This is a genomic window from Mycolicibacterium novocastrense (assembly GCF_001499835.1).
Taxonomy (GTDB): Bacteria; Actinomycetota; Actinomycetes; order Mycobacteriales; family Mycobacteriaceae; genus Mycobacterium; species Mycobacterium novocastrense.
On the sequence record NZ_LQIH01000005.1, the window covers coordinates 123,477 to 149,343 of the forward strand.

A 25,867-nucleotide genomic window follows, 5' to 3' on the forward strand; every position below is an offset into this window, starting at 1 on the left:
CGAGGGTTCGTTCCGCGCACCGTGCGGAGCCACGAAGGCGGGAGGGTTCGATGCCGACTGAGCACACGACGAGCACGGGGACGGTGGCCCCGCCGAGACCGACAGCCGATCGGCAGCTGCTCATCGACGGCCGATTGGTGGAAGCGGACAGTGGGCAGGTGTTCGCGTCCGTGAACCCGGCAAACGGCCAGGTCTTCGGCCACGCGCCTGACGCATCTGTCGCTGATGCGGAACGCGCCGTCGCAGCCGCGCGACGGGCATTCGACCACACTGAATGGTCTACCGACACCGCGCTGCGCACCCGTTGCCTCGAACAGCTGCACACCGCCTTGCTGGATCACGCTGGCGAGCTCAGGGAGCTGACCATGGCCGAGGTGGGCGCCACCCGGATGCTGACCGAGGGTCCGCAGCTCGACAACCCGATAGCTTTGGTCGCCTACTACGCCGATCTGCTCAAGAGCTACTCGTTCGTCCAAGACCTCGGCGTGGTCGAGAGCCGGGGACAGCAGCATCACCGCTGGGTCGAAAGGGAGGCAGTCGGCGTCGTCGCCGCGATCATCGCCTACAACTATCCCAACCAACTCGCGCTGGCCAAGTTGGCTCCGGCACTCGCGGCGGGTTGCACAGTGGTCCTCAAAGGTGCGCCGGACACGCCGCTGGTCACGTTGGCCATCGGTGAGTTGATCGCCGAGCACACCGAAATTCCGGCGGGAGTCGTGAACGTCCTCTCCGGTGCGGATCCGCATGTCGGCGCTTTGCTGACGACGAGTCCCCAGGTGGACGCGGTCACCTTCACCGGGTCCACCGCGACCGGCCGACGGATAATGGCGGCCTGCAGCGAGACCCTCAAGAATGTGTTCCTCGAACTCGGCGGAAAGTCGGCGATGATCGTCCTCGACGACGCCGATTTCGCGAGCGCTGCCATGATGGCCACGTTCATGATCACCTCGCACGCCGGCCAAGGGTGCGCACTGATGAGCCGAGTACTGGTGCCGCGCAAGGCCAAAGACGACTTCGTCGAACTTCTGGCCCAGAACTTCGCCGTGGTGACATACGGCGACCCGCTGGACCCGAACAACTACATGGGTCCGCTGATCAGCGAGCGTCAGCGTGACAAGGTCCATCACATGGTGCGCAGGGCGGTGTCTGCAGGCGCGAGGCTGGTCGTGGGAGGGAACAAGGTCGATCCCGGATTCTTCTACGAGCCGACACTTCTGACGGATGTGGACCCAGACAGCGAGATCGCCCAAGAGGAGGTCTTCGGGCCGGTCCTGGTGGTCATGGACTATGACGACGACGACGACGCGGTGCGGATCGCGAACAATTCCATCTACGGATTGTCCGGCGGTGTGTTCGGCAGCCACGACCGTGCCGTCGGTGTGGCGCGCCGGATCCGCACCGGAACGCTGAGCATCAACGGCGGGGACTACTCGGGGCCCGACTGCCCATTCGGCGGCTACAAACAGTCGGGCATCGGCCGCGAAATGGGGGTTGCAGGTCTCGAGGAGTTCTTGCAACGCAAGACTTTCGCGGCGGCAGTCCAGTGAAACCGCTCGACGGCATCCGAGTCCTCGAGGTGGCCATGTACGGGTTCGTCCCGACGGCTGGTGCGGTATTGGCCGAATGGGGCGCCGAAGTCACGAAAGTGGAGCACGCGGTGACGGGTGACCCTCAGCGCGGGTTACGCCAGATCGGTGCGTTGGTGGTCGAGGGGGAGCCCAACCCCAATGTCGACAACGCCAATCGCGGTAAGCGGAGCATCGGTTTGGACCTCTCGATACCTGAAGGGCGCGAGGTGCTTTTCGAGCTCACGCGACGGTCGGATGTGTTCCTGACGAGCTTCCTGCCCTGCGCTCGAACGAAGTTCGGCATCGACGTCGACGACGTCCGTGAGATCAATCCGACAATCATCTACGCTCGGGGGAGTGCTTTCGGTCCTCGTGGGCCCGAGGCCGACAAGGGCGGTTACGACATGACGGCGTTCTGGTGCCGCGCGGGTGCCGCTGCAACGGTCACGCCGCCGGAGATCGACGGCATGATCAGCCTGCCCGGTCCTGCCTACGGCGACACGATCTCGGGGACGAATTTGGCGGGCGGGGTCGCGGCGGCGTTACTGAAGCGCGAGCGTACGGGTGAGCCCTCGGTGGTCGACGTCTCCCTGTTGGGCAGCGGAGCATGGGCAATGGGGCACACGATAACGCTGACCAACCATCTGGGTCAGCGGCTCGTGGCCCAACCCGCGAACGCCAACAGGTCGCCCAACAATCCATTGGTAGGGCTGTATCCGACGGCCGACAATCGATTCATCTCGTTCGTGATGATGCAGCCGACGAAGTTCTGGTCCGACGTGTGCCGGCACATGGATCTGCCGGAGCTCGCCGACGACCCGCGATTCAGCGATGTCGAGTCGATCGCCGCCCATGCACCAGAGGCCGCGGAGATTCTGTCCAAGACCATGGCCAGCCGCACGCTGGCCGAGTGGTCCGAGCGGTTCTCGACCCTGGCCGGACCGTGGGCGCCCGTACAGGACACCCTCCAGGTCGCACGCGATGTCCAGATCCGGTCCAACGAATACCTGGTGCAGGCGGGCCAACTGGAGTTGGTGGCCAATCCGGTGCAGTTCGATGTGACTGCGCCTCAGGTCGAGCCCGCCCCGGGGTTCGCGGAGCAGACCGATGAGATCCTCGCCGAACTCGGGTTGGACTGGGAGCAGATCATCGATCTGAAGACGCTGGGTGCCGTGACCTGACGTCCAGAACGTCGAATTCGATCGGTACCTTCGCACGTCTGCCAAAATAGTTGACTCGGTCGTCTGTCTGAGGTTAGCTAGGCGCGGCACCGGTCGCCCGGTGGCCTACAGACCCTCAATGTTGCGGGAGGGAGAGCACCGATGCCGCATCCGATCGCGCGTCCCCTGGTAGGCGTGGCAACTATCGCTGCGGTGGCAGGAATTGCGGTGCTGGTCGCGCAGTTGTTCCGTGGCGGATTCACCGAAGCTGTACCGGTCACAGTGGTTTCGCCCCGGGCGGGGCTGATGATGTACCCCGACGCCAAAGTGCAGATGCGCGGAATCCAAGTCGGCAAGGTCGCATCCATCGAGTCCTTGCCATCCGGCAGGGCCGCAATACATCTCGCGATCGAGCCCGGACAACTGGAGATGATCCCCGCAGATGTAGAGGTCAACATTGCATCGACAACGGTGTTCGGCGCCAAGTTTGTCGAGCTCGTCCCGCCGGCCGGATCCTGGTCGCAGAGCCTCACCGCCGGCCAGACGCTGGAGGCCGGAGATGTCACAGTCGAAATCAACACGATCTTTCAACGGCTCTCATCGGTGCTGGCGAAGATCGACCCTGCCAAGCTCAATGAGACTCTCGGAGCGATCTCGTCGGCCGTGAACGGCCGGGGCGACCGCTTCGGTAGAACTCTTGAAGGCTTCGATTCGGTTCTCGCGGAGGTCAATCGGAGTCAGTCCAGTCTGGAGCACGACATAGCCGTCGCTCCGGAGGTCCTGGCCGCCTACGCCGACAGTGGGACCTTCATCACCGAAACCCTCGACAACGCGGCCCATGTGAGCGAGTCGATAGTGACAGAAGAGCACAACCTCGATGCCTTCCTGGTGAGTATGAGCGGTCTCGCGGATATCGGAAACGACGTCCTTGGTGGTAACCGTCAGGCACTCACCGACGTGATGCATCTGTTGATCCCCACAACCGATCTCACCAAGCAATACCACGAAGCATTGACGTGCTCATTGCAAGGGGTTCTGCCGCTTGCCAATTCCGCGCCAGAGTCCGTACCCGGTATCACGATATCGACCGCTTTCACCCTCGGTGTCGATCGCTATCGCTACCCGGCGGACCTGCCCAAGGTGGCGGCGAAGGGCGGACCGCGATGCGCTGATGTGGGTATGCCCAACCTGCCGTTCGAGTCCAGGCCGCCGTTCGTGGTGGCCGACGTCGGCAGTAACCCCTGGAAGTACGGGAACCAGGGCTTGCTGCTGAATGCCGACGGGCTCAAGCAGTTCCTCTTCGGTCCCCTCGACGGGCCGCCGCGCAACTCGGCGCAGATCGGGCAGCCGGGGTGAGGGGCCAGCGGCGCACTGGTGTCAAATTCGGCATCTTCGCATTGATCATGGCGCTGTTGACCGCGGGCCTGTTCGTCACCTTCAGTGAACACCGATCCGGCTCGGCAACAACCTTTTCCGCAGTATTCGTCGACGCCTCCGAGATCACCAGCGGTGACAGCGTGCGGGTGGCCGGCATCCGGGTCGGCACGGTGCGCGATGTAACTTTGCAGCCGGATAAGACGGTCGAGGTCACGTTCGATGTGGATCGTGGCGTGGTGTTGACGACCGGCACGAAGGTGGCGGTTCGGTACTTGAACCTCGTCGGAGACCGCTACTTGTCCCTCGTCGACGGGCCGGGGTCCACGCGGATCCTGCCGGCAGGGTCCCGGATACCGTCCGATCTCACCGTGCGGGCGCTTGACCTCGACGTGCTGCTTGGTGGATTGAAGCCTGTTGTACAAGGGCTCAATCCGCAGGACATCAACGCCTTGACGGGCTCGCTGCTTCGTATTCTGCAGGGCCAGCAAGGAACGCTCGAATCGATCTTCACCCATACGTCGTCGTTCACCACCGTCCTGGCCGACAACGGTCAGGTGGTTGAGCAGTTGATCGCCAACCTGCGGTCACTCCTGACCGTCCTGTCAAAGGAGGGCGGTAAGTTCTCCGCCACCATTGACCGCCTCGACGTGCTGGTCGGTGAATTGTCCGCCGAGCGCGACCTCATCGGTTCGGCGATCGACTCGGTTGCGAACGGAACGGCGTCGCTGGCCGGTCTGCTGGCCGACGCGCGTGCGCCGTTGAACGGAACCGTCGACGAACTCGGCCGAGTGGCACCCCTGCTCGAAAAGGACCTACCCCACCTGGAAGCGGCGCTGAAGAAGGCTCCCGGAAACTACCGCAAGTTGGTTCGCATTGCCTCGTATGGAAGCTTCATCCAGTTTTATATGTGCGGCATGACCATTCGGGTCAGCGACCTTCAGGGCCGCACGGCGGTCTTCCCCTGGTTCAAGCAGCAGACGGGGCGGTGTGCGGAGGAATAATGCTGAAATACCGAGGCTCCCACCTGCCTAGAGCGGGCTTCATCGGTGTCGTCGTCATCGTTTTGACGATTGCTGTCGGGTTGCAGCCAGAGCGGTTGGTGTCGTGGGCTACCGACGTCAGATATCAGGCGTTGTTTGCCGAGGCCGGTGGACTCGCAGTCGGCAACGACGTGACCGTTTCGGGCACCAAGGTGGGTTTGGTGCAGGAAATCGAACTTGACCGCGGTAAGGCGCGCGTCACCTTCACTGTCAATTCCGGGGTGTCTCTGGGATCACTCACCACGGCGCACATTCGCACCGGCTCCCTCTTGGGTGAGCGCAAACTGACCCTCGAGTCGGACGGTCCTGACGTCCTCGCGCCGTTGTCGACGATTCCGCTGACGAGGACGTCGTCGCCGTACTCGCTTACTGACGCGGTGGGTGACTTCACCACCAACTTCGCCCACACCGACACGCAGGCGTTGAACCAATCCCTGGACATGTTGTCGACCACGATCGATCACATCGCGCCACAGCTGGGCCCGACATTTGATGGGTTGAGCCGTCTTTCGCGGTCGCTGAACAATCGCAACGGGTTTCTCGTCGATCTTCTGAAGAATGCGAGCGACGTGAGTGGAATTCTTTCCGAACGAAGCGGCCAGATCAATGCGCTCATCCTCAATGCCAACGACCTCCTCGAGGTCTTCAACGATCGCAGACATATGATCGTCGAACTGCTCGCCAACATCTCAGCGGTCGCCAAACAGCTGACCGGCATGGTTGGAGACAATGAGCGGGAACTGGCCCCAGCCCTGGAGAAGCTCAACGCTGTCACCGCGATGCTGGAGAACAATCGCGATGACATCGCGGATGCCCTGGCGGGCTTGAAGAAATTCTCGATCACCCAGGGCGAGATCGTGGCAAGCGGAAGCATATACAACGCCTTCGTTCCCAACATTGCCATGCCGGCGATGCTTCAGCCGTTCCTGGATTACGCGTTCGGCTTCCGCAGAGGGGTTGATGCCGGCCAACCGCCGGACAATGTGGGACCACGCGCCGAATTCCCGTTCCCAGTCAACGGGATTCCCGAAATACCCCTTAGTGCGATTCCCGAGGGCCACCGGTGAACCGCCGGCGGCTGGCCGGGGTGACCGCGGTGACACTGATAGCAATAATGATCGCGGCTGGCCTGGTTGTGGTCCGGCAGGCGTTCCTCGGCCCCAAGCTGATCACAGCGATCTTCAGCACGGCAACCGGGATCTATCCGGGTGACGACGTGCGCGTGGTCGGTATCAAGGTCGGCCACGTCGATTCGATCCAGCCGAGCGGACAAACCACCAAGTTGACACTGTTCGTCGACCACGACGTTCCGGTGCCCGCGGACGCCCGCGCCGTCATCGTCGCCCCCAATCTCGTCGCCGCGCGCTACGTCCAGCTGACGCCGGCCTATGAGGATGCGGGACCCACGATGAGCGACGGGGCCCAGATCCCGCTTGAACGCACCGCAGTGCCCGTCGAGTGGAATGAAGTGAAGACGCAGCTGATGCGGCTGGCCACGGACTTGGGCCCTGCGGGGGATGTCTCGCGCACGTCGGTGGGCCGCTTCATCGAAAGTGCCGCGACGGCAATGGGCGGCAACGGTGACAAGCTTCGCCAGGCACTGGCTGAACTGGCTGGGGTCGGGCGCATCCTGGCGGAGGGCAGTGGCGACATCGTCTCCACGATCAAGAACCTTCAGATCTTCGTCAGTGCGCTGCGTGACAGCGGTGAGCAGATCGTGCTGTTCCAGGATCGGTTGGCCACGCTTTCGAGCCTGCTCGATAACAACAAATCAGCATTCGATGCGGCGCTGAGAGATCTGTCAGAGGCCATCGTCGATGTGCAGCGATTCGTCGCAGGCAGCCGCAACCAGGCCTCCGAGCAGGTCCAGCGGCTGGCAGGTGTCACGCAGAATCTCGTCGACAACCGTATGACCGTAGAGAACATCCTCCACATCGCACCCAACGGAATTGCCAACGGCTACAACATTTACAACCCAGATACCGGCGCTGTCTCGGGCGCGTTCGTGATCAACAACTTCTCGAATCCCGTTCACTTCATCTGCTCTGCGATCGGTGGCGTGGAAAACATCACCGCCCCCGAAACCGCGAAGCTGTGCGCACAATATCTCGGACCGGCACTGCGGCTGCTCAACTTCAACGGCGTGCCGATGCCGATCAACCCGTATCTGCGCAAGTCGGCAAACCCGGCGAATCTCATCTACACCGATCCCGTCTTGGCGCCGGGAGGTGCGGGGCCGAGTCCTGCTCCGCAGGAGCCACCGCCGGCAGTGTCGGCCTTCACCGGTGCCGGTGATGTCCCGCCTCCGCCCGGGTACGGGCTGGCTCCCGCGGTGGCCCCGGGTCCCGGGGCCCCCGACCATCTGCCGGCCGCTCCCTCACCCGCGTTGTTCCCCGGCGCACCGATCCCGCCGGCGCCCGGCCTGCCGCAAATGCTGCTTCCGGCAGAAGGAGGACCCCGATGAAGGGCTCCGGCTCCAAGGCGCTGCTCCGATCACTCGCCGGAATCGGCATCGCGGTCACCGTCGCGGGATGCGCCTTCCAGGGCTGGAATTCGATTCCGCTGCCGGGTGCGGTCGGTCGCGGCCCCGGCGCCGCTGTCTACCACGTGCAGGTCGCCGACGTCGGCACCATGGAGTCGAATTCGCCAGTGATGATCGACGATGTCATCGTGGGCAGCATCGGCAAGATGACGGTTCGTGACTGGCGCGCGGACGTGGAGATCTCAGTCAAGCCCGAGGTTGTCGTACCGGTGAATGCAGTCGCGACCGTCGGACAGACAAGCCTGCTCGGGTCCATGCACCTTTCGCTCAACCCGCCGATCGGTGAATCCCCCGTGGGCCGTCTCGAACCGGGGGCGACCATCCCGCTCGCAAGGTCGGCGACCTATCCCTCCACCGAGCAGACGCTGGCCGCCTTGTCGGCCGTCGTCAATGGAGGAGGGCTGGGGCAGATCGGCGACATCATCCACAACTTCAACGCGGCAATGGGCGGTCGCGAAGATGCCATCCGCGACCTGCTGTCCCAAGCCGACATCTTCGTCGCCACGTTGGACAGGCAGAGTGATGCGCTTGTCGCATCGATACGGGAACTGGATCGCCTGGCCGGACAGCTCGTTGGGCAACGTGACGTCATCAAGCATGCACTGCAGCGCATTCCGGAGGCGGTCGACGTCCTGATCCGCGAGCGGCCGAACTTCACGACGGCGCTGGACAGGCTGCGGGTGTTGAGCGACACGGCAACGACCCTCGTCGCCGACACCAAGGAAGAGATAGTCACCAACCTGCACAACCTCGAACCAACCATCAGGGCGATCGCCGACGTCGGGGGGGATCTGGCGCAAGCACTCGGATACGTGACGACCTTCCCTTACACCCAGAACCTCATCGATCGTGCCGTTCGGGGTGATTTCATGAACCTCTACGCCGTCATCGATCTCACCGTACCGCGGCTCAAGCGGACCCTGTTCCTCGGCACGCGGTGGGGAGAAGAAGGGGCGAAACTCATTCCCGCTCCTGGTGATCCGGAGTGGATGCAGTATTCGTATACACCGCTCCAACTGGGTGTGACGGAAACGCCCACCAACGCATCGAACCAGGTTCCAGCTAGTGAAAGAACGTCCCCGCCGGAGGGGGCTGCGGTCAGCGGGCCGGTGCTGCCGGTCGCGCCGCGTCGGGAATCCTCAACGCCAACGGCTGCCGGCCAACCGATCTTCGCCGGCCCGTATCCAGTCGAAGCTTCATCGATGCCAAACGGTGGTGGCTGATGCTGACCCGATTTGTCCGGAACCAGTTGATCATCTTCGTCATCGCATCGGTAGTCGGCGTCACGGTGATGGTCGTGCGGTACATGCAGGTTCCGACCCTGCTCGGCATCGGGCGGATCACCGTGACCTTGGAGTTGCCCGCCTCCGGCGGCCTCTACCGATTCGCCAATGTGACCTACCGGGGCTCCCAAATCGGGAAGGTCACCGAGCTCCGGCTTACTCGCTCCGGCGCAGAAGCCATGTTGTCCTTGGAAACCTCGCCGCGGGTTCCCGAGGATCTCGAGGCTGCGGTGCGCAACGTCTCCGCGGTCGGCGAACAGTATGTGGACCTGCGACCCAACACCGATGCCGGACCGTACCTTCGGGATGGTTCGGTGATTCCGGTGCAACGCACCAGCCTTCCACAGCCCGTCGGCCCGCTTCTCAACCGCGTCGAGAGCCTGGTGGACAGTATCCCCGAGGACAAACTCGGCGCGCTGCTCGATGAATCGTTCAAGGCCTTCAATGGCAGCGGCTATGACTTCGGCTCGCTAGTTGATTCGTTCTCGACTCTGGCCACAGACCTCAGAGGAGTTTCTGGCCAGACCCGTTCCTTGATCGACGACAGCGTTCCGCTGCTGGACGCGCAAGCCCAGTCGGCCGATTCTCTGCGCTCGTGGATTCGGAGCCTGGCCGGCGTCACGGGCCAGCTTCGTCGCAACGACCCACAGATCAGAACGTTGCTCGGCTCGGGACCCGAATTCGCCGAGGAGGTTTCGGCGCTGTTGACATCGCTGAAGCCGACCCTTCCCATACTGCTGGCGAATCTGACGACAATCGGCCAGATCCTAGTGACCTACAACCCGTCCCTCGAGCAGCTACTCGTCTTGCTTCCGCCGCACATCGCGGCCACGCAGTCGCAGAGCAGCGCGAACAATGCCACCGGAATCGCACAGGGGGACTTCGCGATGAGCATGGGTGATCCCACCCCGTGCACGGTCGGCTATCTTCCGCCGTCGGCTTGGCGTTCACCCGCTGATACCTCCGAGGCAGATACTCCGGACGGCTTGTACTGCAAGCTGCCTCAGGACTCGCCGATCGCCGTCCGTGGAGCCCGCAACTTCCCGTGTATGGGGCACCCGGGGAAGCGTGCCCCGACGGTGGAGATCTGCAACAGCGACAAGCCCTTTGAACCGCTCGCCATGCGGCAGCATCCCATTGGGCCGTACCCGATCGATCCCAATCTGGTATCCCAGGGCATTCCCGTCGACGACCGGGTGGATCTCGACGGCCGCATTCACGCCCCCGCGGGGGGAACACACATGCCGCCGCAGGCCTCGCTGCCGTCCGCCGACCCGGGCCGCAGCGCCACCCCCGCGGCGCCGAGCTCCTTTGGGGGCGGAGAATCCGCCCGTGGCCGCGTCGCCGTCACGACGTACGACCCGCGGACCGGCCGATACCTCGGCGCCGATCACCGGTTGTACGAACAAGCCGGCCTCACACCCGGTTCCTCGCCCACGTCGTGGAAGGACCTGATGCCGACATGAGTTCGGACCGCACATGTGAGCGGGAGCCGACGCGGATGTCGCCGGATTGGCATGCCGCTCGGAGTCCGGGAGCACCCGCCATTGTCATGGGCCACAGCGGCGAAACCGTCACCTATGGGCAGCTCGACGAGCGGTCGCGGCGGTTCGCCGCCGCGCTTCGTCAGTGGGGTTTGCACCCCGGTGATCACGTCGCGCTGTTGATGGGCAACGAGCGCGCGTTCCTCGAGGTCGCGTGGGCGGCGCAGCGCGCCGGCCTGTACTACACCGCCATCAACAGCCATTTGCGCCCCAACGAAGTGCAGTACGTGCTGGACGATTGTCACGCCACCGCGTTGGTGTCCAGCACCGATATGTCCGCGGTTGTGGAGCGCCTCGACGTTTCGAGGATTCCGGCGCGGGTCTCGGTCAATGGGCAATTACCCGGCTTCGTCCCCTACGACACCGTTCTCGCCGCGTCATCCGCCGGTCCGATCGAAAGCGAGTGCGAAGGGCGCGAGATGTTGTACTCGTCCGGAACGACAGGATTTCCGAAGGGTGTACGTAAACCGCTGCCAGGCACAGTGTTCGGGGACCCGGCAGCGGTGCCCGCCCAGATCGCCCTGGGCATGACCGAAGGCGGCGGAATCGGCTCGGTCTACCTGTGTCCTGCGCCGCTGTATCACTCCGCGCCGCTGGTGGGATCCATGTCCTGGCATCGTGTCGGCGGGACCGTGGTCTTGATGGAGAATTTCGATCCCCGTGAGTGCCTCGAGTTGATCGAGAGATACCGGGTCACCGAAGCGCAATTCGTTCCGACGATGTTCGTCCGCATGCTTCGACTGCCCGAGGAGGTTCGCATGCGGTATGACGTCTCGAGCCTGCGCCGCGTCCTGCACACCGGCGCGCCATGCCCGGTCAGGATCAAGCGGGAGATGCTCGAGTGGTGGGGTCCAATCATTGACGAGTATTACTCGGGCACCGAGGATCTGGGCGCAACGTACATCTCGGCACGGGAGTGGCTGAGCCATCCGGGTTCGGTTGGCCGACCCATCGACGAATGCCACATCCTCGGTCCGGACGGCCAGGAGTTGGGCCCCCGCGAAGTGGGTGTGGTGTACTTCGCGGGCGGCAGACCGTTCGAGTATCACAATGACAGCCGCAAGACCGAGTCAGTGGCCAACGACAAGGGCTGGCGGACCCTGGGTGATATCGGCTTCCTCGACGAAGAGGGCTATCTCTACCTGACCGACCGGCTGGCGCACATGATCATCTCCGGCGGTGTGAACATCTATCCGCAGGAAGCTGAGAATGTGCTGACCGCACACCCGGCCGTGGCCGACGTCGCGGTGATCGGCGTGCCCGACGACGAGATGGGCGAGGCTGTGAAAGCTGTTGTCCAGCTGGCCGACAGCTCGCGAAAGGGAACGACCTTGGAGGCGGAGCTCATCGATTACTGTCGCGCAGAGTTGGCGACTTACAAGTGTCCGCGGACCGTCGACTTCGTCGACGAACTGCCGCGTGACCCCAACGGCAAGCTCTACAAGAGGCGGCTGCGGGACCGGTATTGGGCCGGCCGCGAGTCGCGGGTGATCTGATCCAACTGTTCAAACGATGCGGGCTTCACCCTTGAATTCCGTTATGGGGCGTGCCAGCCCCTGCTCCTCGCAGATTCGCTGGAGCCGGTCGAGTGTCTCCTCCAAGCCCGCACCGCTCTTCTTGCCCGGCGTGAAGGTTGCGGGAAGATGGCGCATGCCCTGGATGGTGCCAATGGTGTCGTAGTGGACCGTCCGCTCAGGATCGCAGCGGTAATCGGGCATGCGATCCAGCACCGCGGTGAGCATCGATTTGAATACGACCCGCGCCAGGTTGGAGCCGATACACCGATGCACACCGAGTCCGAAGGCGAAGTGCCGGTTGTGCTTGCGATCGAGGAGTATTTGGTCCGGCTGCTCGAAGAGCAGGGGGTCACGGTTCGCGAACGCCCAGGATATGTAGACCCGGTCGCCCTCCTTGAAGTCGATCCCCAGCAACTCGGTATCGGTATCCATGGTGCGACCGTCCCCGGGTGCGGGTGTGTAATAGCGAAGAAACTCCTCGGTGGCCGAATCCAGCAGCGCATCCCGTTCGCTGATCAACCTCTCACGTTCGGCCGGGTTCTCCGAAAGCCACTCCAGCGAATGCGCAGTCAGCGCGGTCGTGGTGTCGAAGCCGCCGCCGATGAGCAGGTTCAACATCCCGAGCAACTCCATGTCGGGCGGTGCCCCGCCATCGATTCGCAATCGAGCCAGCGCGTCGATGATCCCGGGCCGAGGGTTGTCCCGGATCTCAGAAAGATTGTTCATCAGGTCCATGCCCATCGCCACGTACATCTCCATGACGCGTTGACGATCGGGGGAATCGGGCTTCGTGTAGACGAATGCGTGTGTGGGCTCGCTGTACATGGCCCACTTCTGGACCGGGATCCCCAGCATGGCGAGCGTCAGGACGGCCGGCACCACGTTGGCGAGGTCATCGACGAAGTCGATGCTGCCACTTTCGATCTTCTCGTCCAAACACGCGCGGACCGTCTCATCGATGAACGGCAGCCACCGCTTCACCGCAGCCGGCGACATATAGGGGTTCAGGACATTGCGGTAGGTTCGATGTTCTTGCCCGTCCATTTCGAGCATTCCACCCCGCACACCTGCCGCCTCGTCGGGCAATGGGATCGAGATGCCTTGGTATCCGCGCTTTGTGCCGTCGATGTCATGTTCGTTCGAGATATGCGGACACCGTGCGAGTTCGAAGACGGCGTCGCTGCCGCCGGCCACCCAGTAGCCGCCGTAGGTGTCATTCCACGCCACGGGGCACCTCTGGTGCATTTCCTGGGCAATGTCGTCGAATCGTTGCCGGAACTCAGGAGTGTGTCGGTCGAACTCGATACGCGGTTGTTTGCGGGTGTCCTCTCGGACAACATCTTCCAGTGTCATGGCGTGTCTCTTCTCGGTTCGTGGGTCTTCGTCGATGAACTGATCCGAATCAGGTGTTGCCGATCTCGAGTTCGAGATATTCGGCGAGCTTCTCACGAGCAGCCTCGAGCTTGGCCGGAATCCACTCGCGTGGCCACATACCCTCGCTAGGCGAATGGTCACGCAGAACTTGACGCGCCACCGTCGTCTTGTGCACCTCGGTTGGACCATCGACCAGACCCATCGCGGCGGCACCGTGGATCATTCTGAACAGCGGCATCTCGTTGCTGACGCCGAGCGCACCGTGGACCTGCATTGCCCGCCACGCGATATCGTGCAGCACACTCGGCATCGTCGCCTTCACGGCAGCGATATCCTTGCGAACTCGCTTGTAGTCGTTGTACTCATCGATCTCCCAAGCGGTGTAGAGCACGAACAATCTGAACTGCATGAGCTGAGCGTAAGAGTCGGCGATGAACCCTTGGACGAATTGCTTGTCCGACAACCGCGAGCCCGCAGTCTCACGGCTCAGTGCGCGTTCGCACATCATGTCGAGTGCCTGACGCGCCAGGCCGATCGTCCGCATGGCGTGGTGAATTCGTCCGCCGCCGAGTCTCGTCTGCGCGATTGCGAAGGCTTGACCCTCACCGCCGAGCAACGCCTCCGCCGGTACCCGGACGTTGTCGTAGTGGATCAGGGCATGAAAGCCCTCGTTGACGGGCTCGCCGTAGAGACCGACGTTGCGTTCGATCGTGACGCCCGGGGCGTCAGTGGGAATCAGGAACATCGACATCCCTTGGTAGGGACTGACATCCGGGTTCGTCACGACCATCACGATGAGAAACGATGCGGTCCTGGCGTTGGAGGAGAAGTATTTCCAGCCGTTGATCACCCAGCCGTCGCCCTCGTGGTGTCCGCGCGTTTGGAAGCGAGTGGGATCGGCTCCTGCTTGAGGCTCGGTCATCGAATAGCTCGAGAACATCTCGCCGTCCAGCAACGGCTGCAGATAGCGCTGTTTCTGCTCCTCGGTGCCGTAGTGTGCGATGATCTCGGCGTTTCCGGTGTCGGGCGCCTGGCACCCGAACACGATCGGCGCCCACAACGAGCGGCCCAGGATTTCGTTCAGTAGGGCCAGCTTGAGTTGCCCGTACCCCTGGCCACCCAGTTCAGGGCCGAGGTGAGTCGCCCACAACCCCTTGCTCCTCACCTGCGCCTTGAGCGGATCGATTGCCTTGCGCCGAGCGTCGGTGAGCGGTACGAACTCCTGACCCGGCCATACAAGGTCCAACGGCTCGACTTCCTCCCGCACGAAATCGTCGGCCCAGTCCAGCAAGCCCTGGTACTCAGGATCCGTTCTGAACTCCCACGCCATGCCGCCTCCTGTGTACGCGTACCGGTGTACGTCCCAGTCGATTGCGGTCAGCGTGATCGCCGCTCCATGCCTGTTGCCGCGAATCATGGTCGAGCGACAGATACCGACCTTTCGACAAGGTAGTAGTGTATAACAGACCGAGTCAACTATTTTTGTTGCGGGAGCGGTGGATGCCATCTCAGGCGGGGACCAAGCCCGCGGACGACAGGGGAGCGGGCTCCCCAGAGCATTCGGCCGGCCGGGTTGAGCGACACATGCTGATTGACGGCGTGCTGTCGGACGGTCGCAGCCGCCAAACATTTCCGTCGGTGAACCCGGCGACCGGTGCGATCATGGGCTTTGCGCCAGACTGCGACGTCGATGATGCACAGCGGGCCGTCGCGGCGGCCCGGCGTGCTTTCGACTCGACGAAGTGGTCCACCGACATCACGTTCCGGGTCAAATGTCTCACGCAGCTCCACGCGGCCCTGATCGGGCATCGCGAGGAACTGCGGCGGCTGACCGTTGCCGAGACGGGGGCCACCTGGCGGCTGACCGAAGGGCCATACCTCGATGCGCCGATCAACGCGGTAGGCCGTCATGCGGATACGTTGGCGGCGAATTCGAGCACCACTGCCGGCGACGGCGATGCGGGCCGGGGGACGCATTGGACCGAGAAGGGTCCGATCGGCGTGGTGTCGATCTGCACCGGCTCCAGTCACCCGATGCGCATGGCGATCGCCGCCTTGGGCCCGGCTCTGGCCGCAGGTTGCACGGTGGTGTTGAAAGGCGGCTCCGACGCTGCATTGACAACGCTTGCGCTCGGCGAGCTGATCGCGACGACGACCGAGATCCCCGCCGGGGTGGTGAATCTGCTGGCTTCCCTGAACCCAGCCGTGGACAGCACACTCGCCAGCCACCGAGATGTCGACTTGATCTCCTTCACCGGATCAGTAGCAGCGGGGCGCCGCCTCATGGTCGCAGCCAGTGGGGCTGTCAAGCGGGTGTGGATGAAGCCGGAGCGAAAGTCGACCGCGATCGTGCTCGACGATGCCGACGTCTCGACCTGTACTGAGCAGATAGCGCTGATGGCAACGTCGCATGCGGGACAAGGCTCGGCTCCGATCTCACGGGTCTTGGTGCCTGCCCACCGCTGTGACACAGCGGTGGGTGACCTGGCGAAATGCCTGGCCGCGGTGCGCTATGGCGACCCCGCCGATGTCTGCACCTGGATGGGACCGCTCATCAGTGATCGGCGTCGCGACGAGGTCGATGAGATGGTCAAGCGGGCCATCGCGTCCGGTGCAACGCTCGTCAGGGGCGGCGGAATGGTGCGGCCGGGTTACTTCTACGAACCCACGTTGCTCACCGGGGTCGACCCCGAGAGCGAAGTGCTGGCGGCGGAAGTCGGTGGTCCGGTTCTGGTTGTGGTCCCCTACGACGACGATCGAGACGCAATTCGGATCGCGAACCGTTCGATATGCGGACCGTCCGGCGTCGTCTTTGGGTCCCACGAGCGTGCGCTCGCGGTGGCGCGCCGGGTGCGGACCGGCCGGATGAGCATCAACGGCGGCAACTATCTCGGTCCCGACAGCCGCTTCGGTTACGCCGAGGAGCACGACATTCCGGCCGACGGATCCGTAGAGCTCGAGAAGTTCCTCGAGCACAAAACGTTCGCCGCTGCCGACCCAGAGGAGTATCGACGTGCCGTGGACTTTTGAGGACCGAGTTCAGCTTGCCCGCGAATTCCTCGACAGTATAGGAGATCTCGACTTCGACCGGGTCGCGCGTCATCTCGCCACCGATGCCGTGATGGTGCTGCCATTCGTCGAGGATCTTCCCGCGACGCGGGGAAGCGCCGCGATAGTCGACCAGTTGCGCACTTCGATGCCGGCGATGTTCGTGCGGATGGACTTCATCTACGACCGGTGGTACGAGGTGGCCGGCGAGCAGCTGGTGATCGCGGAGTACCACAGCGAAGCTTCACAGCGGGGGAACGGGGGCATCTACCGGAACACCTACATCACCCTATTCGGCTTTGAGACCGACAAGATCACCCTGTACAAGGAGTACCTGAATCCGCTCGGATTCGTCGGTCTCACGCCGCCGGGCCCGGCGGGCGAGGTGGCAGCGTCACGAGACGAGCGGCTCTTGCCTTGACGACGAGGACCTCGGTATCGTCTTCGATTAGGCGATCGACTAATCAGCCGGGTCAGGCGGCATCTGGCCAAGAGAAGGAGTCCGACTTGACGGTTGCGAGCCCGAGCGATGTCTATTACGACCCTTTCGACCCCGTCATCGACGCCGATCCGTATCCGGTCTATCGACGGCTGAGAGAGGAAGCGCCGTTGTACTACAACGCAGCACATGACTTCTTCGCCGTCAGCCGAGCCGACGATGTCGAGCGGGTGCTGTTGGACCACCGAACATTCATCTCGGGCCGGGGTGCGATTCTGGACTTCATACGGGCCGATATCGAGATGCCGCCGAGTATGTTCATCTTCCAAGATCCGCCGGTCCACACCAGATATCGCAAGGTGCTGCATGGTGTCTTCACCCCGCGCCGCGTAGCCGAGCTGGAGGACAAGGTTCGCGAGTATTGCGCGCGCAGCCTCGATGCGGTTATGGGCGCCAAGAAGTTCGACTTCATGGCGGACCTCGGCGCGCAGGTTCCAATGCGCACGATCGGCATGCTTCTCGGTATTCCGGAGTCTGCTCAGGAGGCGCATCGGCAGGACACCGACCGCAGCCTGCGTGCCGACCCGGGCGAACATCTCACGCCGCAGGAGGGTTTTGCCGACGGCTCAAGTTATGCCGAGTACATCGATTGGCGCGCCAAGAACCCGTCAGACGACCTGATGACCGATTTACTCAACGCCGAGCTCGAAGAAGAGGATGGCTCGACCCGCCGACTCACCCGTGACGAAGTGCTGACCTACACAACGCTTCTCGCCAGCGCCGGTGCCGAGACCACCGGGCATCTGATCAGTTGGACCGGCAAGACACTCGCTGACCATCCGGACCAACGGCGCCAATTGGTCGAGGACCGCACATTGATTCCCAGGGCCATCGAGGAAGTTCTGCGTCTCGAATCGCCCGCGCAGCAATTCGCCCGGTACGTCGCGACCGACACAGAGTTCCACGGTGGGACCGTGCCCGCTGGCAGTGTAATCCTGTTCCTGATCGGGTCTGCCAACCATGATGATCGACGGTTCCCCGACGGGGATCGCTTCGATATCCACCGCGAGTACATCAAGCACTTGTCGTTTGGCATCGGCGCGCACTATTGCCTGGGTTCGGCCCTGGCGCGGTTGGAAGGTCGCATCGCCCTCGAGGAGATCCTCGACCGCTTCCCGGAGTGGGAGATCGACGTCGACAATGCCCGTATGGCGAATTCACCCGCGCTGCGGGGCTGGGATTCGTTGCCCGCGTTCGTCTGACTCTCAAAGTGGTGAGGGTGGTGTCATGACCATTCGGGTGGTGCAGTGGACCACCGGTCAGGTGGCTCAAGCCGCGGTTCGAGCGGTACTGGCGCAACCGGGACTCGAGCTCGTCGGATGCTACGCATGGAGCGAAGGCAAGGTCGGCAAGGATGTCGGTCAACTGTGCGGTATCCCACCGCTCGGGATCTCGGCGACAAGCGATATCGACACGATCCTCGCACTGAAACCCGATGTCGTGCTTTATATGCCGATGGCCCCGAATCTCGATGAGATGGCCCTCCTGCTCGAGGCAGGTGTCAACGTGATCTCGACGGCGGGATTCATCACGGGTCATTCCTTCGGCGAGCATGAGCGGCAGCGCTTGCACGATGCGGCGGTGCGGGGTGGCGTGTCGCTGTACGGGTCAGGGATCAATCCCGGGCTGGCCAGCGTGATCGCGCTCGTCTCCGCGGCCGCGTGCCGCGAAGTGGACCGAATCACCATCCACGAAGCGGTCGACTGCACACCCTACGAGTCCCCGGAGACGTGGCTGGCGCTTGGATTCGGTTCGCCACCGGACACACCGGGGCTGATTGACATGATGCGACAGCGGATCTCGGCCTTCGAAGACGCCATCGAGATGATGGCCGGCGCGCTACATGTCGAGCTCGACGAGGTGCGGTTCACGCCGCAGCTCGGTGTCGCCACAAAGCATCTCGACCTCGGCTATATGGAGATCAGCGAGGGCACGGTGTGCGGTATGAAGGCGATGTTCCAGGGTATGAAGGCCGACCGGCCACTCCTCGAGATGGATTTACTGTGGCGTCTCGGCGATGCGATGGAACCCGATTGGCCGATCGAGCACGGCTACGTGATGGAGATCTCCGGCGTGCCCAATATCCGGGTTCGTTACGAGCCGGTCTTCGGCGGCGCCGAGGAGGAGTACGTCGCCGCCCCGACCGCCAATCCCGCGGTGAACGCAATCCCGGCCGTCGTGGCGGCGAACCCGGGCCTGGTCACTGCGGGTGAATTACCTTTGATCACCGCGAATTCGATTCGCAGAAGTGGGGGATGACCTTTCCCGCGAAGAGCTCCATGCTCGCGCGGATCTGGTGTACCGCCATGCCAGGTAGTGCCATCGCGGCAACTAGGTGCGTCAGCCGCGCTCCAGCTCGGTAGGTCTCGATCTTCTCGATCACGTCGTGCGGTGAGCCGACGAGCATGTCTTCACCGAAGAAATCCATCGACTGCCGTTTCACGATCTCCTCGGCGGAGGGCAACGCCGGCAAGTCGGCGTCCGCAATGCCCTTGGCCTCGGCTGTCCACTTGAGATAACTCGCCGCCATGTAGCGCAGAGGTTCAGCGGCGATCTCCCAGGCCTGTTCACGCGTGCGCGCGACATAGGTCGGCACGGTGGCGGCCACGTGGAAGTCACGTGGATTGCGGCCGTGGGCACGTAGCGCGTCGTCGTAGAGGGCGGCCGATCCGGGACCACCACTGAGGAAGTGCATTCCCATCGCCGCCGCCCGCTCGATCGCCTTCGGCGCAGTGCCCCCCACCCACATCGGCGGGTGCGGCTGTTGCAGTGCAGGCGGAGTGATCCGAATGTCGTTCAGATTGCTGTATTTGCCGTCGATGGTGACGTTCTCGCCGGACAGGAGCCGCCGCACTATGGGCAGGCTTTCTCGCATGCGACTTGCACGCTCGCGGGCCGGGATACCCTGGTCATCGAATTCGCCTGGCCGATAACCGAGGCCGACTCCGAGGTCGAAACGACCGCCGGAGATGATGTCGAGTGTTGCGGTGTCCTCGGCGACCTGAACCGGATTGTGCAGGGGGAGTAACAGTAGGAACGTCCCGATGCGGATCCGGTCGGTGCGCGCGGCGATGGCGGCGCCGATCGGAAAGAGTGACGGTGAGTAACCGTCGTCGACGAAGTGGTGCTCGGTGAGCCAGGCTTCGTCGAAGCCCATCCGCTCCGATTCCACCACGAGGTCGAGGTGCGAGCGGTAGAACTCGTCCCAGGGCACAGAATCTGGGTTCCTGAACGGCCACAGCAGGCCGAACTGCAAAGTCATCGGCGGCCTCGACGTCGCGCAGATCGCCGCTTCCCCTCGAATTCGCCGATCAGCCTCTCCATTACGCGTGCCGCCTGTTCGTGCCCGAGGCTGAGGCCATAGGACCGCTCCTCACCCATGAACCTGCCGACACCGTCCATGAACAACATCACCGCTTCGGGCGGCCAGGCCTGCGTGTCGATATCGTAGCGGGCCAGAACCTCCGACAGCCCCTCGAATTGGATCCGGCGGAACCGCACCGAGAACTCCTTCATCTCCGCCTTGACCGCCTGACGGTGGTTTCCGAGCGCGAGGAATTCGAGATTCAGCGTCGTGTTGGACTGCTCGCGGATCAGGTCCCAGAGCGCCCAGAGCGGCTGATCAGAAACGAGCGCCTCGGCTTGGCGGCCGAGCATCCGGGCCGCGCTGCGCCGGAAGACCTCGATGAAGAGGTTGTCCATCGGGCCGAAGTAGTAGTACACGAGGCCGGGATTGACGTCCGCTTCCGCTGCGACCCGGCGGGACGTCACCGCGGCATAACCCTCTGCGAGCATGAGTCGCTCTACGGCATCGAGTAGTGCCGTCCGGGAGTCGGGTTCCTGGGCATCGGTGGGTCTTTTCGGTGCCATTCGAGCAAGGTAACCCACCGTATGCCCGGTCATGTCATTCGCGCGCCGGGATCGCCCGGCGCGAGGCCCATCCCGAGCAGCCACCGGGCATGCCGGTCCATCATCACGTCGTATTCGCCGTGCACGGCGTGCGTGGATATCATCGCGATGTCCTGCGACATCCTGCGTAGATGGTTGTCGGCTCGGTAGCCGCTGGATCCGTTGCCGTCGACGAGTTCGCGTAGGGCTTCCCGGACCGTGCGCAGAATCGTCACCCCGTGCAGCCCATTCATCGCCTCCTCTTCGAGTGTCTGAGGGACCCCGCGCCGAGCGACCTCGAGGGCCTCGTTGATGGCAGCATCCCGGACCAGGTGCATCATCCGCGCTGTCTGGAACGCGTTCACCCATCGAATGCGTGCCATAGGGCGTTCGTTGCGGGGCGCGCTGTTGATCCCGGACGCCGTGTTCATGCGCTCCCGCGTCATCTCGACAGCAGCGTCGAGCGCGCCGACGTAGAGCGATGAAATGGCAGTTGTCATGACGGAGAAGGGAAGTCGCATGACCTCCTCCTCGTGGAAAGTGCCTTCATGGTCGGCCGCCGACATCATCTTGGCGAAGGGGAGCGCCCATGTGTCGGGGATGACGACATCCTTGGCGAGGATCGTGACGCTGCCGGTGGCCGCCATGGCTGCCACGTCCCAGTCGTCGACGAGTTCAAGCTCGTCTCGCGGCACGATCACCCACGACATGTCGTCGTCGACGATGACGGGAACAAGCGCATGGGAGGCGTGCAGGATTCCTGTCGCGTAACCCCAGCGACCATTCACTCGCAACTTGCCGTCGGCCCGCTCGGCAGTGCCGGGAGAGGAGAGGATTGCCGCACAACGCACTGAGGCACGGTCGGCGAACAATAGTTCCTGGACTTCACGCGGATACCGGCACAGGAACCAGTTGTGGAAGTTGTAGAAGCCCGTGACCCACGCCGTCGAGATGTCCGCGGTGGCAATGAGCTCGATCACCTTGTTGAGTTCGTGAGGTCCGAGGCCGCAGCCGCCCCAGAGTTTCGGCACCACCACCGAGAACAGGCCGGCCGCCTCCATGTCATCGACGAGCTGGTCATCCAGGCGCCGGTCGATCTCCATCTGACGGGCGAGGGCGCGGATCCGGGGGACGAATTCTCGTGCCGTGTCCACCACTACCGCCGTGCCCGAGCCACCGGGGGTAGAAACTCGATCCACGACCGTCATAACATCTCCTCATGTTAGTCGAATGCCTAATCTGGACAGTACCGAGACAACTGGACTCGGGGCAAGCGAACGTTGATCGGGGATGTGGATGGCAACGCTGACAGGCAAAGTCGCTGTCGTGACGGGCGCCAGCCGCGGCATCGGAAAGGGCATCGCCCTTGCGCTCGGAGAACAGGGTGCCACCGTCTACGTCACCGGACGTACTTGCGCCCCGCATATGCACGAGCTTCCCGGCACCGTCGGTGAAACCGCCGCCGAAATCGACCGACGGGGAGGACACGGGGTGGCGGTGGCAGTCGATCACGCCGACGACGCCCAGGTTTCCGCATTGTTCGACAGGGTGCAGCGCGAACACTCTCGGCTCGACATCCTCGTCAACAACGCCTTCGCACTGCCCGAGGACCTGACCGATGGGAAGCCGTTCTGGGAAAAGCCGCTCGATTACTGGGGCATGGTCGACGTGGGCGTCCGGTCGAACTACGTCGCAGCCCGGCACGCGGCCCAGATCATGGTGCCGACAGGGACTGGACTGATCGTGGCGATTTCGGGGTACACCGGCATCTCCTACACCTATGGCGTCGTGTTCGGAATGTGTAAGACGGCGGTCGACCGCATGGCACACGACATGGCCGTCGAGCTCGAACCGCACAATGTCGCATCTGTCTCGCTCTGGCAGGGCCTCACGTATACCGAGCGCGCACAACGGAATCTAGCGGCCAAACCCGCGATGAGGAATGCGGCGGCGACGAACCCCGCGGGGGGCTGCTCGCCCGAGTTCCCCGGCCGTGTGATCGCTGCAATGGCAACCGATCCGCAGGTGATGAGGCATTCCGGCGGAACGTTCATCACCGCGGAGCTCGCGGCGGCTTACGGCGTCACCGATGTGGACGGCAAGGCCATTCCATCGATGCGGTCCGAGCGGGGTTCACCCATCTGGCAACCGATTTCAACAGTGAGCCCTTGAGAATGCGGCATCGTGCGGCTGTCGGCTCTGGCCGCACCATCACCGAAGGACCGCGCCTCCGTCGACGTTGATGGTCTGGCCATTCAGCCAGGCGCCTTCATCGGACATCAAGAAGGCGACCAAAGCGGCGATGTCGTCGACCTCCCCGACCCGGGTGCTGCGCATACCCTTGAGCGCGGCCGCCTGAAGTTGTGGCCACTCGGGCAACGACCGGATCACCTCTGTTGCGGTCAGCCCGGGAGCAATTGCATTACAGCGTATTCCGTGCCTTCCCCACCGGGATGCGATGTGGCGGGTCAGCGCACACACGCCAGCCTTCGCGGTGGCATAGGCCGGCCGGGTCGGCTCGCCTTGGAACGCAGCCGCCGATGCCATGTTGACGATAGCCCCGCCACCGCGCGCCAGGAGATGGGGAATGCTGTGCTTGAGCGTCAGCAGGTAGCCGCGCAGGGTCACCGTCATTGTCCGTTCCCAGACGGCCAACTCGATATCGACGGCGTCGGTGTCGCCGGGCAGCAGGGTCATATCGGAGCCGACATTGAACAGCAAGTCCACACCGCTGAATTTAGTGACGCTGGTGTCGATGAGCTCGGCGACGGAGCCGGGCTCCGCCAGGTCGAACCAAACCGCCGTGGCCACCCCGCCATCGGCGGTGATCTCTTGAGCCGCAGTCGCCGCGCCGTCGAGGTTGACGTCACCGATTACGACCGAACAACCCTCCGTGGCCAGACGTCTGGCGGTTGCGGCGCCTATTCCGGTTGCGCCCCCGGCGACCAGGGCAACCTTGCCATCGAGTCCAGCGAGACTCATTGGGGCTCTCGCCGGTTCAACCGTTCCCGCACTCGCTCGACATCCTCGAGCACGTCGGCGATCGTCTGCTTCAATCGCTTGTTCTCCTCCTCGGTGGCTATCCGCTGATGGTCGCGTGGCAAAAGGCCATGAACGAACAACCGGACGCAATACCGGGTGTGCCGGTCGACGGCCTTCTTGTCCAGCACCACACCGCGAGCGCTCGCGTTGGCAGGACCGCCGGGGATGAGGTCGATGAAGGCTTCTGCGGCCAGACCGGCGTCCTGGACCGATATCCCGTCCGGGCCCAGCCGTCGCCGGAACAGTTCGGCGAGATAGGCGAGCGTCGGCTCGGTACCCTTCTGCACGTTGAACGCCGCGATCTCGGGCATCTGCGCGGATACGGCGTTGGTCAGGCGCAGCAGCCGCAGGCCGCCCGGTCGCAGGACGTTGGCCACCAGGATTCGTCCGATCTCGAGAAGAGTCTCCTCGAGATCGTCGGTCTCGACAGCCTGCAACTGTTCGACCGGCACAATCCAGTCCTCGATCGCCCGGGTGAGTGCCGCCTTGAACAAGGTCGTCTTGTCCTCGTAGCGGGCGTAAACGGTGCGCTTGGCCATCCCGGCCGCGGTCGAGATCGCCTCGATGCTGGTGCGCTCGAAACCGTTCTCCAAGAAGAGGTCCAGTGCGGTATCGAGTAACTGCTCGTTGCTCAGTGTCGGCCGACCGGGTCGGCGCCTCGTCGCCATGCTTCCCGAAGAAGCCGGCGGCGGGGACGCGCCTGCGCGTTCGATCACACATAGATCTTCCATGCCAGGTCTCCCGGAGTTCCAGCGGGCTCATGATATTTGTGACGCTGATGGTGACTTTTTATCACATAATTCGCCGAAAGCTTGTCTAAAAGAAACGATCAGGGTAACAATCGATTTCTGTCATCCCTCACGGCGGCGGACCGCCCTGACGAACTGGAGAGACCATGAAGGTAGGCATGCATCTGGGCTATCAGAATCTCCACGGCGTGCCCGACGTCGAGAGCTTCATGAAGGAGTCGAAGCTCGCCGTGGAAGCCGAGGCGATGGGCTTCGACTATGTCGGTCCGGTGGAGCACCACTTCACCGACTACGGCGCGTGTCCGGATCCCTTTCAGCTGCTGTCGTGGGTTGCGGCCCAGACCAAGAAGATCAATCTGGTCACCGCCGCGGTGATCCTGCCCTGGAACAACCCGCTGCGCGTCGTCGAGCAGGCGATCGAGCTCGACATCCTGTCCGGAGGCCGCCTCATACTGGGCATGGGCCGTGGTGCCGCCCGACGCGAATTCCGGTCCTTCGGTGTCGAACTCGCCGACTCCCGGGAGATGTTCGACGAAGCGGCGGTCATCATCATGGAGGGCGTCGAGACAGGTATCGTCGAAGCAGACACAAAGTGGTATCAGATCCCTCGCACAGAGATCCGTCCCGGGCCCTTCAAATCCTTCAAAGACCGGACCATCATGGTGACGATGTCGCCGAGCTCGGTCGACGTCGCCGCCAGATTCGGGCTCAAGGCGTTGCGCTTCTCCCAGGGTGACTGGCGCAACGCCATCCCCGAAATCACCCAGTATCGAACGAATTTCGAGGCGTTACACAACAAGACCGCACCGCCGTTCATCATCTCCGATTTCGTGTGCTGCTTCACCGACAAACAGCGGGTCGCCGATTACACCGACAACTACTTCGCCAGGATGTTCTCCACCGTGGCCAACCACTACGAGTTCATGAGTGATCACTTCAAGGACCTGCCCTCGTATGCCGCCTGGACCGCCATGGGTGAGGCCGCCGCCGCGGCCGGCGGCCCGGACAAGGCTTACCGTGACTACATCGCGGGCAACATGATCGGTACCCCGGAGGAGCTCGTCGAACATCACCGCGTCCGCAAGGAGATGGTCGGTGACTACGAGATGCTCGCCAACTTCAGCTGGGGTGGAATGCCGTATGAGCTTGTCTACGAACAGCTGAAGTTGTTCGCAGATAAGGTGTTGCCAGACCTGAAGGGCTGAGTGGATGGTGGCCGGTGGACCGGGCACATGA

General features: G+C 63.3%; 22 protein-coding genes. 15 read left to right on the forward strand and 7 right to left on the reverse strand.

Annotated elements, in window-relative coordinates:
- Positions 1-50: 50 nt before the first annotated feature.
- The 9 genes from AU072_RS06065 (at position 51) to AU072_RS06105 (ending at position 12,010) form a co-directional block, all read left to right on the forward strand.
- Positions 51-1,547 (forward strand): aldehyde dehydrogenase family protein, encoded by a 1,497-nt coding sequence (locus tag AU072_RS06065; protein ID WP_064412935.1) that lies wholly within the window; start codon positions 51-53, stop codon positions 1,545-1,547.
- A complete protein-coding gene (locus tag AU072_RS06070; protein WP_064405351.1) occupies positions 1,544-2,749 on the forward strand; it encodes a CaiB/BaiF CoA transferase family protein in 1,206 nt (401 codons plus the stop codon). Before AU072_RS06065 ends, AU072_RS06070 begins: the two co-directional genes overlap by 4 nt.
- A 141-nt stretch (positions 2,750-2,890) precedes the next feature.
- The gene (locus AU072_RS06075) at positions 2,891-4,084 is read left to right on the forward strand and encodes an MCE family protein (RefSeq protein WP_064412936.1); all 1,194 of its coding nucleotides are present in this window, start codon (positions 2,891-2,893) and stop codon (positions 4,082-4,084) included.
- Entirely contained in the window at positions 4,081-5,106 is a 1,026-nt protein-coding gene (locus AU072_RS06080; RefSeq protein WP_082680960.1) for an MCE family protein, read from the forward strand. The genes AU072_RS06075 and AU072_RS06080 overlap by 4 nt, the downstream gene beginning before the upstream one ends.
- Positions 5,106-6,212 (forward strand): MCE family protein, encoded by a 1,107-nt coding sequence (locus tag AU072_RS06085; protein WP_064405347.1) that lies wholly within the window; start codon positions 5,106-5,108, stop codon positions 6,210-6,212. Before AU072_RS06080 ends, AU072_RS06085 begins: the two co-directional genes overlap by 1 nt.
- Positions 6,209-7,609, forward strand: a complete 1,401-nt coding sequence (locus AU072_RS06090) for an MCE family protein (protein ID WP_082680961.1) — start codon at positions 6,209-6,211, stop codon at positions 7,607-7,609. Before AU072_RS06085 ends, AU072_RS06090 begins: the two co-directional genes overlap by 4 nt.
- Positions 7,606-8,910, forward strand: coding sequence for an MCE family protein (locus tag AU072_RS06095; protein WP_064405342.1), 1,305 nt, complete (start codon positions 7,606-7,608; stop codon positions 8,908-8,910). The genes AU072_RS06090 and AU072_RS06095 overlap by 4 nt, the downstream gene beginning before the upstream one ends.
- On the forward strand, positions 8,910-10,436 hold the full coding sequence (locus AU072_RS06100; protein ID WP_064412937.1) for an MCE family protein: 1,527 nt from the start codon (positions 8,910-8,912) through the stop codon (positions 10,434-10,436). The genes AU072_RS06095 and AU072_RS06100 overlap by 1 nt, the downstream gene beginning before the upstream one ends.
- The gene (locus tag AU072_RS06105; protein ID WP_407937587.1) at positions 10,433-12,010 is read left to right on the forward strand and encodes an acyl-CoA synthetase; all 1,578 of its coding nucleotides are present in this window, start codon (positions 10,433-10,435) and stop codon (positions 12,008-12,010) included. Before AU072_RS06100 ends, AU072_RS06105 begins: the two co-directional genes overlap by 4 nt.
- A gap of 9 nt (positions 12,011-12,019) precedes the next feature.
- On the opposite strand, the gene AU072_RS06110 is transcribed toward AU072_RS06105, so the two are convergent.
- Together AU072_RS06110 and AU072_RS06115 are read right to left on the reverse strand one after the other, a co-directional pair.
- On the reverse strand, positions 12,020-13,384 hold the full coding sequence (locus tag AU072_RS06110) for a cytochrome P450 (protein ID WP_064412939.1): 1,365 nt from the start codon (positions 13,382-13,384) through the stop codon (positions 12,020-12,022).
- 49 nt (positions 13,385-13,433) lie between these two features.
- Positions 13,434-14,735 carry an acyl-CoA dehydrogenase family protein gene (locus AU072_RS06115; protein ID WP_064412973.1) on the reverse strand — a complete coding sequence of 434 codons (1,302 nt, stop codon included), beginning with the start codon at positions 14,733-14,735 and terminating at the stop codon, positions 13,434-13,436.
- 170 nt (positions 14,736-14,905) lie between these two features.
- On the opposite strand from AU072_RS06115, the gene AU072_RS06120 reads away from it, so the two are divergent.
- The 4 genes from AU072_RS06120 to AU072_RS06135 all read left to right on the forward strand — a co-directional run bounded on the left by AU072_RS06120 (position 14,906) and on the right by AU072_RS06135 (position 19,211).
- Positions 14,906-16,435, forward strand: a complete 1,530-nt coding sequence (locus tag AU072_RS06120) for an aldehyde dehydrogenase family protein (RefSeq protein WP_064412940.1) — start codon at positions 14,906-14,908, stop codon at positions 16,433-16,435.
- On the forward strand, positions 16,419-16,874 hold the full coding sequence (locus AU072_RS06125; RefSeq protein WP_064412941.1) for a nuclear transport factor 2 family protein: 456 nt from the start codon (positions 16,419-16,421) through the stop codon (positions 16,872-16,874). The genes AU072_RS06120 and AU072_RS06125 overlap by 17 nt, the downstream gene beginning before the upstream one ends.
- A gap of 86 nt (positions 16,875-16,960) precedes the next feature.
- Positions 16,961-18,154, forward strand: a complete 1,194-nt coding sequence (locus AU072_RS06130; RefSeq protein WP_064412942.1) for a cytochrome P450 — start codon at positions 16,961-16,963, stop codon at positions 18,152-18,154.
- Positions 18,155-18,179: 25 nt separating this feature from the next.
- Positions 18,180-19,211: an NAD(P)H-dependent amine dehydrogenase family protein gene (locus tag AU072_RS06135; RefSeq protein WP_064412943.1), complete on the forward strand. Its 1,032-nt coding sequence runs from the start codon at positions 18,180-18,182 to the stop codon at positions 19,209-19,211.
- On the opposite strand, the gene AU072_RS06140 is transcribed toward AU072_RS06135, so the two are convergent.
- Genes AU072_RS06140 through AU072_RS06150 form a run of 3 tightly spaced genes read right to left on the reverse strand, consistent with a single transcriptional unit; the run spans position 19,177 to position 22,048 of the window.
- Positions 19,177-20,214, reverse strand: a complete 1,038-nt coding sequence (locus tag AU072_RS06140; protein WP_064412944.1) for an LLM class flavin-dependent oxidoreductase — start codon at positions 20,212-20,214, stop codon at positions 19,177-19,179. The two genes, AU072_RS06135 and AU072_RS06140, sit on opposite strands and share 35 nt — an antisense overlap.
- Complete coding sequence (locus tag AU072_RS06145; protein ID WP_064405325.1) at positions 20,211-20,822, reverse strand: TetR/AcrR family transcriptional regulator; 612 nt, start codon at positions 20,820-20,822, stop codon at positions 20,211-20,213. Before AU072_RS06145 ends, AU072_RS06140 begins: the two co-directional genes overlap by 4 nt.
- A 29-nt stretch (positions 20,823-20,851) precedes the next feature.
- Positions 20,852-22,048 carry an acyl-CoA dehydrogenase family protein gene (locus AU072_RS06150; RefSeq protein WP_082680963.1) on the reverse strand — a complete coding sequence of 399 codons (1,197 nt, stop codon included), beginning with the start codon at positions 22,046-22,048 and terminating at the stop codon, positions 20,852-20,854.
- Positions 22,049-22,136: 88 nt separating this feature from the next.
- Here AU072_RS06150 and AU072_RS06155 point away from each other — a divergent pair, with 88 nt between their 5' ends.
- The gene (locus AU072_RS06155) at positions 22,137-23,012 is read left to right on the forward strand and encodes an SDR family NAD(P)-dependent oxidoreductase (protein WP_064412974.1); all 876 of its coding nucleotides are present in this window, start codon (positions 22,137-22,139) and stop codon (positions 23,010-23,012) included.
- Between the two features lie 39 nt (positions 23,013-23,051).
- Here the strand turns inward: AU072_RS06155 and AU072_RS06160 are convergent, their stop codons facing one another.
- Together AU072_RS06160 and AU072_RS06165 are read right to left on the reverse strand one after the other, a co-directional pair.
- Positions 23,052-23,822, reverse strand: a complete 771-nt coding sequence (locus tag AU072_RS06160) for an SDR family NAD(P)-dependent oxidoreductase (protein WP_064412945.1) — start codon at positions 23,820-23,822, stop codon at positions 23,052-23,054.
- A complete protein-coding gene (locus tag AU072_RS06165) occupies positions 23,819-24,598 on the reverse strand; it encodes a TetR/AcrR family transcriptional regulator (RefSeq protein WP_235629933.1) in 780 nt (259 codons plus the stop codon). The genes AU072_RS06160 and AU072_RS06165 overlap by 4 nt, the downstream gene beginning before the upstream one ends.
- A gap of 179 nt (positions 24,599-24,777) precedes the next feature.
- Between AU072_RS06165 and AU072_RS06170 the strand changes: the two genes are divergently transcribed.
- Positions 24,778-25,836 carry an LLM class flavin-dependent oxidoreductase gene (locus AU072_RS06170; RefSeq protein ID WP_064412947.1) on the forward strand — a complete coding sequence of 353 codons (1,059 nt, stop codon included), beginning with the start codon at positions 24,778-24,780 and terminating at the stop codon, positions 25,834-25,836.
- The last annotated feature ends 31 nt before the right edge of the window (positions 25,837-25,867 follow it).

Excerpts from the sequence above, each read along its gene's own strand:
- AU072_RS06065 (WP_064412935.1), top strand. The coding sequence starts at position 51 with ATGCCGACTGAGCACACGACGAGCACGGGGACGGTGGCCCCGCCGAGA.
- AU072_RS06075 (WP_064412936.1), top strand. The coding sequence starts at position 2,891 with ATGCCGCATCCGATCGCGCGTCCCCTGGTAGGCGTGGCAACTATCGCT.
- AU072_RS06085 (WP_064405347.1), top strand. The coding sequence starts at position 5,106 with ATGCTGAAATACCGAGGCTCCCACCTGCCTAGAGCGGGCTTCATCGGT.
- AU072_RS06095 (WP_064405342.1), top strand. The coding sequence starts at position 7,606 with ATGAAGGGCTCCGGCTCCAAGGCGCTGCTCCGATCACTCGCCGGAATC.
- AU072_RS06100 (WP_064412937.1), top strand. The coding sequence starts at position 8,910 with ATGCTGACCCGATTTGTCCGGAACCAGTTGATCATCTTCGTCATCGCA.
- AU072_RS06105 (WP_407937587.1), top strand. The coding sequence starts at position 10,433 with ATGAGTTCGGACCGCACATGTGAGCGGGAGCCGACGCGGATGTCGCCG.
- AU072_RS06110 (WP_064412939.1), bottom strand. The coding sequence starts at position 13,384 with ATGACACTGGAAGATGTTGTCCGAGAGGACACCCGCAAACAACCGCGT.
- AU072_RS06115 (WP_064412973.1), bottom strand. The coding sequence starts at position 14,735 with ATGGCGTGGGAGTTCAGAACGGATCCTGAGTACCAGGGCTTGCTGGAC.
- AU072_RS06120 (WP_064412940.1), top strand. The coding sequence starts at position 14,906 with ATGCCATCTCAGGCGGGGACCAAGCCCGCGGACGACAGGGGAGCGGGC.
- AU072_RS06135 (WP_064412943.1), top strand. The coding sequence starts at position 18,180 with ATGACCATTCGGGTGGTGCAGTGGACCACCGGTCAGGTGGCTCAAGCC.
- AU072_RS06140 (WP_064412944.1), bottom strand. The coding sequence starts at position 20,214 with ATGACTTTGCAGTTCGGCCTGCTGTGGCCGTTCAGGAACCCAGATTCT.
- AU072_RS06145 (WP_064405325.1), bottom strand. The coding sequence starts at position 20,822 with ATGGCACCGAAAAGACCCACCGATGCCCAGGAACCCGACTCCCGGACG.
- AU072_RS06150 (WP_082680963.1), bottom strand. The coding sequence starts at position 22,048 with ATGACGGTCGTGGATCGAGTTTCTACCCCCGGTGGCTCGGGCACGGCG.
- AU072_RS06155 (WP_064412974.1), top strand. The coding sequence starts at position 22,137 with ATGGCAACGCTGACAGGCAAAGTCGCTGTCGTGACGGGCGCCAGCCGC.
- AU072_RS06160 (WP_064412945.1), bottom strand. The coding sequence starts at position 23,822 with ATGAGTCTCGCTGGACTCGATGGCAAGGTTGCCCTGGTCGCCGGGGGC.
- AU072_RS06170 (WP_064412947.1), top strand. The coding sequence starts at position 24,778 with ATGAAGGTAGGCATGCATCTGGGCTATCAGAATCTCCACGGCGTGCCC.